Source organism: Brevundimonas faecalis (assembly GCF_040549405.1).
Classification (GTDB): domain Bacteria; phylum Pseudomonadota; class Alphaproteobacteria; order Caulobacterales; family Caulobacteraceae; genus Brevundimonas; species Brevundimonas faecalis.
This window is the reverse complement of sequence record NZ_JBEPTF010000002.1, coordinates 65,947-80,620: the sequence shown is the minus strand read 5'-3', so window position 1 is coordinate 80,620 and position 14,674 is coordinate 65,947. Positions and strand designations below refer to the sequence as shown.

Here is a 14,674-nt window from a genome sequence, read left to right as displayed (position 1 = left end):
CAAGCCCGATCACATTTGAAAACTCGACGGCAGGCCCGGCCTGCCGTCCCCTTTCCCCTGGACGACATCAATGGACCTATCTGCGCTCGACACATCGGAATTGGCCAATCTGGGAGCGATCCTGGAGTTGCGGGATCCGGCCGGCAATCCGGTCCTGCAGGACGACGGCTCGCCCGTGACCCTGACCCTGCTGGGCGAGGATTCGGAAGTGGTCACCAAGGTCAACAACCACAACGCCAACCAGTATCTGCGCGGCGCCTCGGGTTCGGGTCAGACCGTCACGGTCGAGATGAGCCGCACCAATGAGATCAACAAGTTCGCCGCCGCCACCACCGGCTGGTCGGGCGTGGTGGTGGACGGAGAGGCGCTGAAGTTCTCGGTCGAGGCCGCCAAGGCCCTGTACCGCCGTTTCCCCTGGATCCGGGATCAGGTGCGCGTCTTTGTCGGCGACCGCGCAAATTTCACGAAGGCCTCGCGCAAGAGCTGATCGCCTATGCAGGGGCGGTGCAGGCGGGACGTCGTCGCCTGCCGCCGTTCCCGGCGGCGCTGGGCCATGTCTGGTGGTGCTATTCGCAACTGGCGGGGACGCGGCCGGTCGCGCCGGTGGTCGCCCCCATCAGCTATGTCGAGATCGAGGCCTTCAATCGTTCGACCGCTGCCGCCCTGGCGCCATGGGACGTGCGCCTGATCCGCCGGATCGACGACCATGTCCGGGCGATTGTCCTGGGCGAGGCGAACCCTTCCAGCCAGATCAGCGTCTCCGACGGCAAGGGCGTGGCCGGCATGCTGCGCGGCATGGCGGCGCTGAAGAAGAAACGCGGGGACGAGGCCCGCAATCCGTCTGCGTCCGGCGCTGAGGCAACGCCGGACCGCAGGATGTCCCGATGACTGACCGGCCGTACGTGAGCCGGTTCAAACTTCCAGGCTCGCGAACGCGGGCCTCATTTTCCTTGGAGGCTGCATGGCAGACATAGCTGAGCTGAGCGTCCGCATTTCATCCGAAGAGACGCTGCTGGCTGCGGAGCGCGTGAAAGATCTTTCCGCCGTGGTTCGCCTGGCGAGCGCGGGGATCGACCGCATGGCGCGCGCCGCGCGCGGCATGGGCGACGCCATGGCCAAGTCTTTGGCGTCGATCGATGAAAGCGTGAAGCGACTTCTTGAACTGCAACAGGTCCAGATGGACGCCGCTGAGGCGGCCTTGGACCCAGCAATTGTCGATGCTCTCGTAAATAGTGCGGAGATCGGCGTGGATGCTTTTTCTCAGATAATCGGCAAAGCCAAAGAAGCCGGTATGTCGACGGGTGAAGCCTTGGCTCTTACTGGTCGCGTCGCGTTAGCTGAGTTTGCTCCCTTGGCGCCTATGCTTGGAGCTATTGGCGTGGCAGCGGTCGCCAGCTTTGTCAGCCTTAGCGCTGTCACTCGCGCCGCCGGGAAAGAGATCGGCGACCTGACTGCGGGTATGGGGTTGAGCGAAGAGCAGCTTAAGAGGCTGAAAGACCAAGGAATCTCTACGACCACCACCATGGGAGACGTGTTCCGAGGGGTTGGCGAGACCATAAAAGAAGTCTTCTTCGCCGCCTTTGGCGAGCAGATCGCATGGCTTGCTGGTGTTTGGGGTGGTTTCCTTACTTTTGTCGCTGAATCTATGTCGAGAAATGTTAAATTTGTTGTCGGATCATTTCTTGGTGCCTTCTATGTAATTAAAGACGTCTGGATGGCTCTTCCGGGAGTGATAGGCGATGCATTAATCACTGCCGCGAATGTTTCTATTAAATTCTTGCAAAACTTTATCAATAAATACGTCGATGAAATAAATGCAATTATCAGATTTGTTGGAGGGATCGCATCGAAGGTTCCGGCTTTAAGGGCCTTTGTTGTAAATGAAATTGAGCCATCAAATATTGATCCTATTCATAATCCATTTGCTGGATCGGTTCGTGATTTTCCAAATGTTATCGCGAATAGCTGGTCGCGAGGAATGCAGGATGCCGCAAATTTAGTTGAAGGTATTCTGAAGAGGTTTTTGGATAATATCCGATCGGCAGGCGAAGAACGTATTGAGAAGGGAGTTGTCGGTGTTCGCGGCCGGATTCCTGGACGTGACGGTCAGAACGTTCCGGGGATTATGCGAGACGGCTCCTCAATCCCTGATGCCGAAGGGAGGGCGCTTGCATCAACCACCGAGGTGACAGCGAGGGTGCAAGCGGGCGCAGCAGCAACGGCGAACGGACCTGTCGAGGTTCTGGAGCCGAGGCAGGATGCTGTGTTGAGGCCGCTTACGACGCAACTGCCCCATGCGTTGAAGCCGCTCCAACGCATTTCGAATGAGTGGAAAGAAATCGACAGGCATGCACAAGCGGCGGCAAGAAGCATGTCATCGGTCTTTGGCAAGAACGGCAAGGCGATGGGCGATCTGCTGACGCAGATGACTCGCTATCGGTCACAGATGGCCGACATCAATCTGCAAGAGAGTGAAAATCAGATCACGGAGGAGCAGGCGAACAAGAGTCGCGCCGAGCTTCAGATCCAAAGCTACGGAGACATGGCGGCCGCGGCCCGGGGCTTCTTCAAGGAGGGGTCCGACGGCTATCAGGCGTTGCTGGCTATTGAACAGGCCTATCGCGCCTTCCAGATGGCCCAGTCCCTTCAAGCCATGGCGCAAGGCTGGATGGAAACCGGAGCTTCGGTCGCGCAGAGCGGGACGAAGGGCGCGGCGTCCATGGCCGCCGGCGCCGCCAAGATGTTCGAGTTCCTGGGGCCGTTCGGCTTCCCTCTGGTGGCGGCCATGGTCGCTTTGCTGGCGGGCATCGGGCTGAAGGGCGGCAAGAGCGGCGGCGGGGGAGCCGGGGCCGGCGCAGGCGCAGGCGGAGGCGGCGCAGGCGCGCCCGCCAACGACAATGGAGGCAACGCCGAGGCCAGCACCGCCGCCGTGCGCGCCTATGACGCTCGCGACGCCCAGTCGCGCGATCAGGCGGCCGGCGCCGTGGCGTCCAAGATCGACGTGCGGGTCTCGGCCGACCGCGAGGGGCTCAACGCCTATGTCGTGGGGGCTGCGCAACGGGAGGCCGCGAATGTCGCGGCGCCCATGGCCGCCGCCGCAGCAGCGGGCGCCAAGCGCGACGTCTTCCAGACCATGAACGACCGGCAAGCCGGCAATCGAAAGGTGTCTGTCTGATGGTCAGATCACTGCCTTCAAGCCCTGAACCGCGCTCGCCCTTCACCTATGCGGTGATGCGGCTGAGGAACGACGTGACGTCGATGATCGGCGGCAATCGTCAGCGCAACCTGAGGAAGGGCGACCACTATGTCGTGGACTTCAACCTGCCGCCCATGGCGCCGGAAGAGGTCGGGCCCTGGCGCAAGCTGATGACGGCGGCGGACACCCTGCTGATGCGGATGCCGCAGCCGGGGTTCGATGTCGGAGCGCCGGGCGCGCCTCAAGTGAACGGCGGGCCGCAACTCGGCAGCCTGCTCGGGCTCAAGGGCCTGACGCCGGGCTACAAGATCCGTCAGGGCCAGTTCTTCAGCATCGTCACGGCGGATCGTCGGTGGCTGTATGCAGCGGATGCCGATGCGACGGCGGATGCGGCGGGGATCGTCTCCGTCCCGTTGGAGGTGATGATCCGGACGGCCCATTTCGACGGCGACGTCGTCGAGATGGCTGATCCCAAGATCGAGGGTCTTCCCCAGGTCGAGGAGGACGCCTTCACCGTCGCGGAGGACGGCCATGTCTGGCTGTCCTTCTCCATCGAGGAGCGCGGCTGATGGATGCAGCGCTTATCGCGGAACGCCGAAAGGGCGTATCCATCCGTTGCGTCCTGGTCCGCATCGCGGCGCCTGACGGCGCCATCTGCTGGACCGACGGCGGCGTGGCGGTCTTCGATTCCGGCCGCGGCCCGGAGATCTATTACGGCGAACATCCGACCTATGGATTGTTGTCGACGGTCGGCGGCGTCTCCAACGGCGCCGGCGACCAGACCAGCCGGCCGAGCCTGGATCTGTTTCCCAAGGACGACGCGGCGGCGGCGAAGCTGGCTTCGCCCCTGATCCAGGGATCGCCTGTGTCGATCTGGACCGGGGCGATAGGCCGGGAGACGGGTCTGCTGATCGGCGCGCCCAAGCTGGAGTTCGTCGGTCAGGTCGACCAGCCTGCCGTCAACGCGGGTCAGTCGCTGAGCATGAGCATGCGGTTGATCACCGACGGAGCCCTGCAGAAGGAGGCCAATGCGGACTACCGGCAGAACCATGCCGCCCACATCCGCACCTGGCCCGGCGAGAACGGCTACCTGAATGTTTCCAATGCGGTGGAAGCCGCGCGATCCATGGAGTGGCGCACGTGACCAGGACCATTGGCGAACGGCGCGCCGACGCCGTGGCGGCCTGCCGCGATCGCTTCGTCGGCAAGACCTATGATCCGTCGGCGAACCGCGATTGCCTGCGTCTGGCCGGCCATGCCGCCCACAAGATGGGGCGGAAGGTCAGCCTGACGAAGGGGCTGCGGTATTCATCGGAGGCGGGCGGATTGCGGATGATGCGCAAGCTGGGGTTCGCCTCCCTGCTCGACGCGGTGGACGCAGCCGGGTTCCAGCGGATCGCGCCGGCCATGACGCGTCCGGGCGACCTGATCGCGCTGAAGACGGAGACGGACAACGCCTTCGGCTGCGCTCTGACGGTCGCCTTCGACAACGGGAGGGTCATCGGCTTCTTAGACGGCGTCGGCGCCGTCTGCCGCGTGGACGACCCTGACGCCTACATCGCCGCCTGGCGCATCGTCGACGACGGTCGCCAGGAATCCGGGACGTCGGAGAACGTCCCCATCGACACGAATTAGAAGGTCGAGAAATGCCTCAAATTATTTTCGGCGTCGCGGCTGCGATCACGACGGTGACGAGCGCAGTCGTGGCTGCGGGCCCTCTGGCGGTGGCGGCCTTCAACGCAGTCAATATTGCGGGAGCCGCGGCGCTTATCGGCGGCGCGTTACAGGCGGTGCAACCGCAGGTGAAATCGTCCAGCACAGCGATCGAGTGGACAGCTGATCCCAACGCGCCCAACCGCTTCGCCTTTGGGCGCGTGGGCGGAGCCGGCAACATCATCCACAACATCACCTATGGTCCCGACAAGATGTTTGTCGGTTTCGTCGGCGTCATGTCGGCCTCTGGTCCGATCAAGTCCTGGGTCGGCTTCAAGGCGGATGACGCCTATGTCGCTTTCGACGGGAACGGTAAGGCCGTCACCAGCCAGTACGCCAACGAGATGTGGGTGCGTCGGCAACGCGGTCTTCAGCCCGAAGCCGGGGCGCTGACTTCTCCATCGGAGCTGAAGCACGGCGCGACGATGCCCATGTGGGGCGCCGGCTACAGGCTGAGCGGCAAGGCCGCCTATATGTACACCCTGTCCGAGAACTCGAAGCGTTCGGCCTACAAGGGCAAGGTGCCGACCGGCATCCATGTGATCGAGGGGCTCTACTGCTATGATCCTCGCCGCGACAGCACCTATCCCGGCGGTTCGGGCGCGTGCCGGTTGGAGAACCCGACCACCTGGGTCTATTCGACCAACGCCTATATCCACGCCCTGAACTGGGTCATTGGGCGATGGGAGGGGCCGGGATCCGGCGCCTATGGCGCGCCCTATACGACGACCAAGGTCGGAGGCATCGGCGCGCGACCGGAATCGATCGACTTCGCGGCCTTTGTCGAAGGGGCGAACGTCTTTGACGAAAACGCCTGGGTCTGCGCCGCATGGCCGGACGCCGACGAAGGCAAGGCCGCCGTGCTGGAGAGCTTCCTGCAGGCAGGGGGCGGCATCTATGCTGAACGCCAGGGCCGCATCAGTTGCATGCATCGGGCGGCGCCGCGCACCTCGGTCGTGACGGTCACGACCGACGATACGGCGGGCACGATCGAGTACGACACCACGACTTCGCTGTTGGAACGCATCAACACCATCCGGCCGGAGTACTGGTCGGAGGCTCATGGCTGGCAGATGGTCGCCACGGAGGAGGTGACGTCCAGACAGTGGCGTGAGGAAGACGGACAAGGCGTGGCCGTCACTCGCTCCAAGGGCATGCAGTACAACTATGTGCCTGGCTCCAAGCAGGCGCGCGAGTTGGCGGCGCTGGAGATCGCCCATACGCGGGAAGGCATCCGCGGCACGGCCACTCTGCGGCACTATCTCGACCTGGACGTGGGCGACTGTTTCACCTGGGAGGCGCCGGAGGCGGTGCTGAACGGTCGGAAATGCGTCGTGCTCAACGTCGACGCCGACCTTGAGAACGACGTCATCAACATCACCTTTGCGTCGGAAAGCGACGGCAAGTATCCGTTCGCCTTCGGTCAGGCGGATGCGCCGCCGCCGGCGCCGGGGCTTCAACCCTACGACCCTGTCGTCAGCGCGCCCCTGCCGGAGGATTGGACGGTCACCGTCCGCCCGCCCGCGACGGGGGGCGGGCAACTGCCGGGCTTCGACCTAAGCGGCGTCGTCAGCAATGAGACGGCGACGGCCATCCTGGTGGAGCACGGTCCAGCGACGTCCGGCCCTTGGACGCAGGTCTATCAGGGACCGCCGACGGTGACGAACTTCCCGATCGACGGGCTGCAGCCGGGCGCGACCTATTATGTCGCGGTCCAGTATCAGCGGAACCAGAACTATTCCGATCGCCAGATCTACGGCCCCTATACCGCGCCGCCGCTGGTGTCGGACAACACCGCCAATGTGGGCGGTCTGCCCGCGACGGAGGTCGTGCGGAAGATCGAGGATCTTCTGGTCGATGTGGATGCTCAAGAGGCGACGATCGGAGCCGTCAGCGCCAAGGCGACCAAGGCGACGGAACTGGCGGTGTCCGCTCTGGCGGTCGGCGCGGTCAACGCCAACTCGCGGTTCGGGCAGACGTGGGAAAGCGGGGCAATCCCCCCTGGCTTCGCGGACTGGGATAGCGGGTGGCTCACCGCCCGGGAAGGGCCGATGGACGGGCCGCATTCGCTGGCCTTCAACAACGTACCCGAAAATCAGAACAGGGGTGTTCAGCAGCATGCGGCCGTCTCGCCGCAGATGGCGACGCTGTCGCCGGGATGGTGGGTTCTCGAAGCATCGGCTGAGCTGAAAGCCGGATCATTGCGGGGCGCGGGTCTGTTCGTCCAGACCTTCGGCGACGACAGCTTTACACTGCGCTTCAGCCATGATCCCGATACTTCGGGCGTCCCGCCTATTGATGGCGTCGTCGGGCGAACCTATCGCTGGTCGAAGCTGATCCAGGTTGCTGCGGGCGAGCCCCGTCACGCCATCCTCTACACGATGGCGAATTGGACGGGGTTCGGCGCTGGCATGCCTGCGAAGTCCATCCGCTTCGGCGAAGTGGTGTTGCGCCCCGCGTCTGCTGCCGAAGTCGAAACAGGCCAGGCGCGCGGGTCATTTCCGACCGTCAACGCCCGGATCACCGAGGAGGCCGCTGTCACGGCGGGCCAGATCGGGGCGTTGGCTCAGCGCGCCACCACCCTGGAAAGCCTGTCGCGCAACCATCCGAACCTGATGCGGAACAGCGACGCCGCTCAGGGCATGCGGTATCATGAAGCGTTCGGGGTATGGGCCAACTTCTACGATGCCGCCTATGGGCCGATCTTCGGAGCGCTCGGCGGCGGCGACTACAGCTATTGGGTGTCGGACCGCATAACGGTCTACAGCAACACCGCCTACTCCGTTTCGTGGGAAGGGGATGGCGGCGCCCAGCCTGACGCGGTCATCATGTATATGACGTTCTTCCGCGCCGACGGGACGATGATAGCGGACGGCCAGTATCAAACGAACTTCGTCGGCGTCAGCTGGGATAAGCGGAAGTCCTTCAGTTTCGGGACGCCTGTCGATGCCGTCACTATGAAAGTCATTTGCCGGAAGGCCGGAACGAACACGGTCCCCGCCTTCAACGCCTTTTTCAGCCGCGTCATGGTCAACGTCGGTTGGACGCCAGTCGCGTGGAACGACACCGCTTCGGCCCGCGACACGGCCGCCCGAGTGACGGCGGAGGAGCAGACCCGCGCGACGGCGGATCAGGCCTTGGCGCTGCGGACGACGACGGTCGAGGCGATGGTGGGCGGCGGCAATCTGCTGACGCGGACGGCGTTTCCGGAGGCGTGGTGGACAAGCAGCGACACGAAACATCCCTGGGGCGTGTGGACCCCGACGCCCGGCGATTACGTCTGGGGCACGGTCAATGACGTAGCGCATCCGGGTTGGAGGCTGCCTGGCGAGACGGGCCTGTATTCGGAAGACCATAAGCCCAATACGGCGGGCCGCTTGTGGCAATGGCATTGCTGGATCGACAACATCGAACCGGGCAAGACCTACATGGGATCAGCCCTGACCGGCGCTCACCGTTGCGCCGTTCAAGTTCATCTCGAATGGTACGACCGCAACAATGTCGGCCTGCAGGGGCAGGACCTTTGGCCAGATAACTATCAGAATAATAACGAAAAGCAGGGCGGCCAGGTCATCGGAGACTGGAAGCGTATTTTCATGCGCGCCAAGGCTCCGCCGGGCGCTGCCCGCGCGGTCATCGTTTTCCGCCACAACTCCACCTTGGCCGGGTCGAACGACAGCTACATGTTCGTCACCCGGCCAATGTTTGAGGAGTGTGCGCCGAACGCAACCGCGCCTTCGCCCTGGACCGCTGCGACGCTGGAGGCGCGCCAGGTTGCGACCGAGGGCGCGACGGCGACGGCGACGGGGCGCACCAAGGTCTGGTCGCAGAAGGTGCTGAACGCGGGTGCGGGCGCGCAGGTCTTCAGCCGCATGCTCGCCGAGGACGACAACGGCGTCACGACGTCCGACGTCGCCTTCGGGGCCAAGACCATCTCGCTCTACAACCCGTCGTCATCGGGCGACGATTGGCGGTTGGCGATGTTGGTCGAGAACGGCAACGCCATCTTCACCGGCGGCCTGCGGGCGGGGGCCTTCATCAAGTTGGGCTCCGGCACGGGCTGGGCGGTGGCGCTGCAATCCAAGTCGTTCCCTGCTGCCGATGGCGGGGCGATCAGCTTCGGCGCGGACCTGGGCGCCCTGCCGTCTTATGAGTTCGTGCGGGACAACCTGCTGCCCCTCAACAGCGGGGAGACCTACAACCTCACGCTGGCCAATCTGACGGCCGTTGGGGCGACACTGTCGGCGAAGATCAATGTCCCGGGCGCTCCGGGCGGGGTCAGTCTGCCGGGTAATGGGACCGTGCAGCCTTCCGGACCTCGGTATCAGGTGGAGCGCGGGGCCAACCCTGAACCTGCTGACGGACAATACGGCATCCGCGTGCAGGTGACGCACACGGGCCAGTATTGGGACATCAACATGGAGCCCGGCTCATGGGAGGGGCAAATCACGGTCGGCATCTGGGCGAGAAAGGCCGGCGTCTGGAGCGAGGTCGGCACGATCAGCTCCTACGCCTACGGCTACGGGGACGGTAGCAGCAGCGCTTGGCGGACCTACTACAAGACCGTGACGGAGATGCAGGTCATGCAGCTTGGGTCCGGCGTCGAGGCCTTCGGGGCCGTCATGAAGGGGTATGGCGGCAACAACAACAGCAACAGCAGCCTGCACTACCTCGGCTCCATTACCTGGACGACGCCGGGAACGCCGGGCGGCACGCGCAGCGCCTTGGCTCCAGGCGCGACAACAACCGTGATCGTGAGGCCGCAAAACTGATGACCCGTCGCACCATGCAAGACTTCCTCCGATCCATCGGAAAGCCCGGCGTTACGCCGAAGATCACGGCGTGCTGCGGGCAACTGCGCGAGCCTTACGCCATCGTCGAACTGACGCCGGAAGAGGAGGAGCGGCTTGGCGTCGCCTGGGCTTGCGGCGCCTGTCTGGCAGGACCGCCGGTCGAGACGGCTTCCGTGGTCGATCTCGACAATCCCTGGGGCGACAACGAAGTCGCCAATGGTGTTCGTGCGACGCGATGGCGAATGCTGCAGGCCAGCGATTGGACACAGGTTCCAGATACGCCGTTGCCGATCGAAAAACGTGACGCCTGGAGCGTCTATAGGCGAGCGCTCCGCGACATCACGGAGACCTTCGATACGCCGACGGATGTGGTTTGGCCCGAATCTCCGCCCCAGAGGAGCTGACATCTTGTCGTCGACGTCTTTATCGCTAGGGACCTAGTCGACAGCGCCATCCGCTCCGCCGAGAAGCGGATGGCGCTGCGAAGGTCAGCGAGCGCGGATGAAGGTCCGCAGGTCGTTGGACAGCTTCCGCAGGTCGGCGTCGCGGACGTACATCATGTGGCCGGCGTGATAGTAGTGCCACTCGATGCGGCCGTCGGTGGGGAAGCCGGGACGGTTGAGCGAATACTCCGCCCCGAAGAAGGGGGTGGCGAAGTCGTAGTAGCCCTGGCCCACCCAGACGCGCAGGCCGCTGTTCTCACGCAGGGCGCGGCCGATATAGGGGGCGACGTTCAGGTATTCCGAGCCGCCGCGAGGGCCGGTGGGAATGGTCCAGTCCCAGTTGCGGGTGCCGCCGATCGAGGAATAGACGACGCTGGGCGAGTACTTCAGGCCCTCGCGCGACCAGGCGTTCATGGCGGCGGTATAGGCGCCGTCGATGCCGTAGAAGCTGGGGTCGTTGTCCGGACGGTCGCCAGCGTTGTCATAGTCGACGCCGGTGTAGCGGGTGTCCAGGCGGCCGATGGTCAGGCCCCGGTCACGCAGCAGCTCCTTGTAGAAACGGCTGGGCGACAGGCGCAGGTTGGCGTTGCTGAGATAGGTCTCGGACACGCCGGTGTAACGCGACAGCTGAGGCAGGATGGTCGCCCGTTCCTGGGCGGTCAGGGCGTTGCCCTTCAGTAGGGCCGAGGCGTAGGGGCCGATGGCCCAGGCGCGGGCCTCAGCCACGAATTCCTCGACCGTGGCGGGCTTGTTGGCGACCTTGTCGTGATACCAGGCGGTGGCGGCCATGGAGGGCAGGTTGGTGACGAAGCCCAGCTCATTGCCCTGGCTGTCCGAGGCCAGGCTGAAGTCCAGGATCGACGAGATCAGCAGGATGCCGTTGATCGAGACGTCCGTGTAGCTGCCTTCCAGCTCGTTGATCACGGCGGCCGAGCGGGTGGTGCCGTAGCTTTCGCCGCCGATGAACTTGGGCGCGTTCCAGCGGCCGTTGTCGTTCAGCCACAGACGGATGAACTCGGCGATCGACTTGGCGTCCTTGGTCACGCCCCAGTAGTCGGCCGGGTCCGTCTTGCCCAGGGCGCGGCTGAAGCCGGTGCCGATCGGGTCGATGAAGACGATGTCGGTGACGTCCAGCAGGGAATCGACATTGTCGATGATGGGGAAGGGCGCGGCGCCGTCGTCCTTGGCGTCCGAGGGCACGACCACGCGCTTGGGTCCGAAGGCGCCCATGTGCAGCCACAGGGAACCGGAGCCGGGGCCGCCGTTCCACAGGAAGGTGACGGGCCGGTTGGGGTCGACCGGACCTTCCTTGATGTAGCTGTAGGAGACCATGGCCGCGAGGGGCTTGCCGTCCTTGTCCTTCAGATAGGTTTCGCCGGCGACGGCGCGATAGGCGATCCGTTCTCCGCCGAAGACGCCGGTGTGGCGGGTCACGGAAACCACGGGGGGCGGGATGGCGGGATCGCGCGACGCGGCGGCGTCGGGGCGGGCGGCGTCCTGACCTCCAGCCTGGGGCGCGTTTTGGGCCACGGCCGGTCCGGCCAGGACAAGCGCCGATACGGCGGCGGCGGCGAGCAGTCTCTTCATCGGAATTCCCCCCGGATGATCGTCAACGACTCCCCCTCGAGAGCCAGGCGCGCGAACGGCGCGCCCGTGGGAATGAGGCGGCAAGCCGCGCCGAATGTAAACCTGGGCTTCGATGGCGATCCGGGAAGGTGTGGCGGAGCGCGGCGTCGTTTTCCGAACAATGTCCGGAAACCGCATCGAGCGGCGCGAGAGGGGCGCCGCAGGGGATCGAACCGGGCGACGAAAGCGTTCGAACGGCGTCAACTCAGACACCATATCGGAGGCTTGATGCTGCCCTTTTCCCTTATCCTGCTCTCGGCTGTCGCGCCGGCCCAGGTCGGTTCCATCGACATGTCCTCTAGTCTGATAGAGGTCTCCGGGGTCGGTCATCAGCGGACCATCCCCTGTGAAGGCCGGGCGGTCGATGTCGCGGGTTCGGGTCATGTCCTGACCTTTACGGGAACCTGCGCCGGCCTGACGCTGAGCGGCACGGACAATCAGGTGACGATCAATCTGGCCCCCAATGCGCCCTTGACGGTGGATGGCTCGGAGCAGGTGGTGCGCTGGCGTTCCTCCAGCCCGCCGCGCCAGAGCGTGAGCGGCGTCGGCAATCGGGTGAGCCGCCTGCGCGATTGATACCCGCTCCATATGCATAGGCCCCACCGTTCAACGGCGGGGCCTTTTTTATGCCGGATCAGGCGGGCGGGTTGGCGCAGGGCAGGCGCTGCGCCCGGGCGGGTAGCAGGTCGCGGTTGAAGACCTCGGCCACTTCAGGGCGTCGCGGCAGATGGCGCGTCGTGACGGTCAACTGCAGGCCGGACTGCATGCGCGCGGGGTCGATGTCGCCGACGCCGTTTCGGGCGATCTGTCCGCGACCGCCCATGTCGTCGATGGTGTCCATCAGGCGGTCCAGTTCGACGTCCGCCTTCTGCTCCGGATCATGGGCCGTCAGGATGTCGATCGCGGCTTCCGGCTTGCACAGGGTGTCGGTGACGGCGCGGTTGATGGCGCGGACCAGGCCGCGCGCGACCTCAGGACGTTCGCGAAGCAGTTGGGGCGAGACCATCAGGGCGCTGCCGTAGAGTTCAGGGACCGCGTCGCGGAACTTGAGGAAGCGCAGTCGGTCCTCGACCTTGCCGCCCGCCGTGCGGATGGCCGCGCTGCTGGTCGACAGATAGCCGAACAGGGCGTCGGACCGGCCCTCGTCCAAGAGGCCGATCAGGGTTTTCCAATTGCCGTCGTTCGGCGTGATCGTAACCGAGGCCGGGTCGAGGCCGGTCTTCGAGGCGAACTGTTCGAAGGTGTTCAACGCCACGTCCGTGCCGTGGCCGGTGACGGTCTTTCCGGACAACTGACGCGCGGTCCGGATGGGCGAGGCTGCGGGCAGGATGATGACGGAGGGCGAGGCGTCCATCACCATGTAGACGCCGATCGGCGCCTGGCCCGGCCGCTTGGCGGCCTGTTCATAGGTCGCCTGGATGTCGCCGTAGCCGGCGTCGAAACCCTCGTCGATCATGCGTCCGGCGGCGGTGAAGGCGCCGCGACCCGGCGTGAACTCGACCTCCAGGCCCTCGTCGCGGAAATAGCCGCGCTGCTGGGCCACCAGGAACCAGACATTGGCGCCCGAATAGCCGGAGTTCATCAGGAAGCGCACCTTCTGCGGCGCGGCCGCAGCGGGAGCTTCGGCCGACTGGGGCGCTTCATCAGAGCGACCGCAACCGGCCAGCAGCATCAGGCTAGCAAGGACGGCCGCCGTCAGGACGGACTTCATGCGGAGACTCCGGCTCGCGTCAGGGGACGGGCGCGTTCGGCCAGGGGAGGCAGATAGGCGCGGGTGAAGACGTCTTCCGGTCGGGGCGTGCGCGGCAGGCGGCAGGAATCGACCATCATCCGGATCGAGCGTTGCAGACGGCCGTCGTCCACGTCGCCGATGCTGATCCGGGCGCCCTCGGGATGGGCCATCTCGACCTCCAGCGTGCCCATCAGGCGCGGGCCGTCGACGTGGTCGGCGAACTTGGGCGCCATCTTGCGCGTGGCCTCGAGCGCGGCCTGGGGATCGGCCAGGGTCTCGATGATCCCGCGATTGACCGCCGCCACCAGGGCGCGGGCGGCCTCGGGGTGGGCCTGGAGGAAGGTGGGCGTCAGCATCAGGGCGTTGCCGTAGAGGTCCGGGACCAGGTCGCGGTACTCTAGGAAGCGCAGGCCCGCCCGGCCGTCGATACCGCGGCCCGCCAGGGCGGCGATGATGGTGTGGACGAAGCCGAACACTCCGTCCGTATGGCCGTTCAGCACGTCCTCGCCCAGGGTCGCCATGCTGGTGGTCGAGCGCAGGATGGAGACGCGCGACGCGTCCACCCCCGCGGCGGCGGCGTAGGGCGGGAAGGCCTCGATGGCGGCGTCGATGGCGTGTCCGCCGATGACGCGTCCCTCCAGATCCTTGGGCGTGCGGATCGGGCCGTCCTTGCGCACGCCGATGGTCAGGGGCGTCTGGTTGAAGGCGACGTGGACGGCGACGGGGCAGTTGTCGGGGCGCATGCCCGCCAGCTTGATCAGGGCGCACAGGTCGCCGTAGGCGCCGTCGAATCCTTCCTGCGGGATGCGGGGCACGATCGAGGCGGCGCCGTCGCCGGCGACGAACTCCACGTCCAGCCCGGCCTGGGCGAAATAGCCGCGCTCATGCGCCAGGCAGAAGAAGGCGTGGGGACCGGACAGGGCCGAGTTCATCAGCAGCCGGATCCGCACGCGCTCGCCGACGGCGGCGGGAGTCTGGCGTGCGCTCGGGGCGGCCTGGGCGCCGGCGGCGCTTCCGATGGAGGCGGGCAGGGCCGTCGCCAACCCCAACACCGTCAGCAAATCACGTCTGGACGCCGTCACCATGCTTCTCCGCTTCTCCGCTTCTCCGCTTGTTCGCGCGGGCGTCGTCGGGGCGTGGGCCAGGCTCTCGATCGGACGACGCTGTTACG

At 65.3% G+C, this 14,674-nt stretch carries 12 protein-coding genes; 9 read left to right on the top strand and 3 right to left on the bottom strand.

Annotation, left to right across the window (positions count from 1 at the left end; translation table 11 throughout):
- Window positions 1-70: 70 nt before the first annotated feature.
- From ABIE19_RS08330 to ABIE19_RS08295, 8 genes are all read left to right on the top strand, one after another.
- Window positions 71-487, top strand: coding sequence for a hypothetical protein (locus ABIE19_RS08330; protein WP_354088699.1), 417 nt, complete (start codon window positions 71-73; stop codon window positions 485-487).
- 17 nt (window positions 488-504) lie between these two features.
- Window positions 505-888, top strand: a complete 384-nt coding sequence (locus ABIE19_RS08325; RefSeq protein WP_354088698.1) for a phage tail assembly chaperone — start codon at window positions 505-507, stop codon at window positions 886-888.
- Between the two features lie 73 nt (window positions 889-961).
- Complete coding sequence (locus ABIE19_RS08320; protein WP_354088697.1) at window positions 962-3,175, top strand: hypothetical protein; 2,214 nt, start codon at window positions 962-964, stop codon at window positions 3,173-3,175.
- Window positions 3,175-3,765 carry a hypothetical protein gene (locus ABIE19_RS08315; RefSeq protein WP_354088696.1) on the top strand — a complete coding sequence of 197 codons (591 nt, stop codon included), beginning with the start codon at window positions 3,175-3,177 and terminating at the stop codon, window positions 3,763-3,765. The genes ABIE19_RS08320 and ABIE19_RS08315 overlap by 1 nt, the downstream gene beginning before the upstream one ends.
- Window positions 3,765-4,340 (top strand): hypothetical protein, encoded by a 576-nt coding sequence (locus ABIE19_RS08310; protein ID WP_354088695.1) that lies wholly within the window; start codon window positions 3,765-3,767, stop codon window positions 4,338-4,340. The genes ABIE19_RS08315 and ABIE19_RS08310 overlap by 1 nt, the downstream gene beginning before the upstream one ends.
- Complete coding sequence (locus ABIE19_RS08305) at window positions 4,337-4,831, top strand: DUF6950 family protein (RefSeq protein ID WP_354088694.1); 495 nt, start codon at window positions 4,337-4,339, stop codon at window positions 4,829-4,831. Before ABIE19_RS08310 ends, ABIE19_RS08305 begins: the two co-directional genes overlap by 4 nt.
- A gap of 11 nt (window positions 4,832-4,842) precedes the next feature.
- Entirely contained in the window at window positions 4,843-9,681 is a 4,839-nt protein-coding gene (locus tag ABIE19_RS08300) for a phage tail protein (RefSeq protein ID WP_354088693.1), read from the top strand.
- Complete coding sequence (locus ABIE19_RS08295; protein ID WP_354088692.1) at window positions 9,681-10,106, top strand: tail fiber assembly protein; 426 nt, start codon at window positions 9,681-9,683, stop codon at window positions 10,104-10,106. The genes ABIE19_RS08300 and ABIE19_RS08295 overlap by 1 nt, the downstream gene beginning before the upstream one ends.
- A gap of 84 nt (window positions 10,107-10,190) precedes the next feature.
- On the opposite strand, the gene ABIE19_RS08290 is transcribed toward ABIE19_RS08295, so the two are convergent.
- The gene (locus ABIE19_RS08290) at window positions 10,191-11,732 is read right to left on the bottom strand and encodes a S10 family peptidase (RefSeq protein WP_354088691.1); all 1,542 of its coding nucleotides are present in this window, start codon (window positions 11,730-11,732) and stop codon (window positions 10,191-10,193) included.
- Between the two features lie 267 nt (window positions 11,733-11,999).
- Here ABIE19_RS08290 and ABIE19_RS08285 point away from each other — a divergent pair, with 267 nt between their 5' ends.
- Window positions 12,000-12,347, top strand: a complete 348-nt coding sequence (locus ABIE19_RS08285) for a DUF3060 domain-containing protein (protein ID WP_354088690.1) — start codon at window positions 12,000-12,002, stop codon at window positions 12,345-12,347.
- 58 nt (window positions 12,348-12,405) lie between these two features.
- Here the strand turns inward: ABIE19_RS08285 and ABIE19_RS08280 are convergent, their stop codons facing one another.
- The gene (locus ABIE19_RS08280) at window positions 12,406-13,482 is read right to left on the bottom strand and encodes an ABC transporter substrate-binding protein (RefSeq protein ID WP_354088689.1); all 1,077 of its coding nucleotides are present in this window, start codon (window positions 13,480-13,482) and stop codon (window positions 12,406-12,408) included.
- Window positions 13,479-14,585, bottom strand: a complete 1,107-nt coding sequence (locus tag ABIE19_RS08275; RefSeq protein WP_354088688.1) for an ABC transporter substrate-binding protein — start codon at window positions 14,583-14,585, stop codon at window positions 13,479-13,481. The genes ABIE19_RS08280 and ABIE19_RS08275 overlap by 4 nt, the downstream gene beginning before the upstream one ends.
- Window positions 14,586-14,674: the final 89 nt, after the last annotated feature.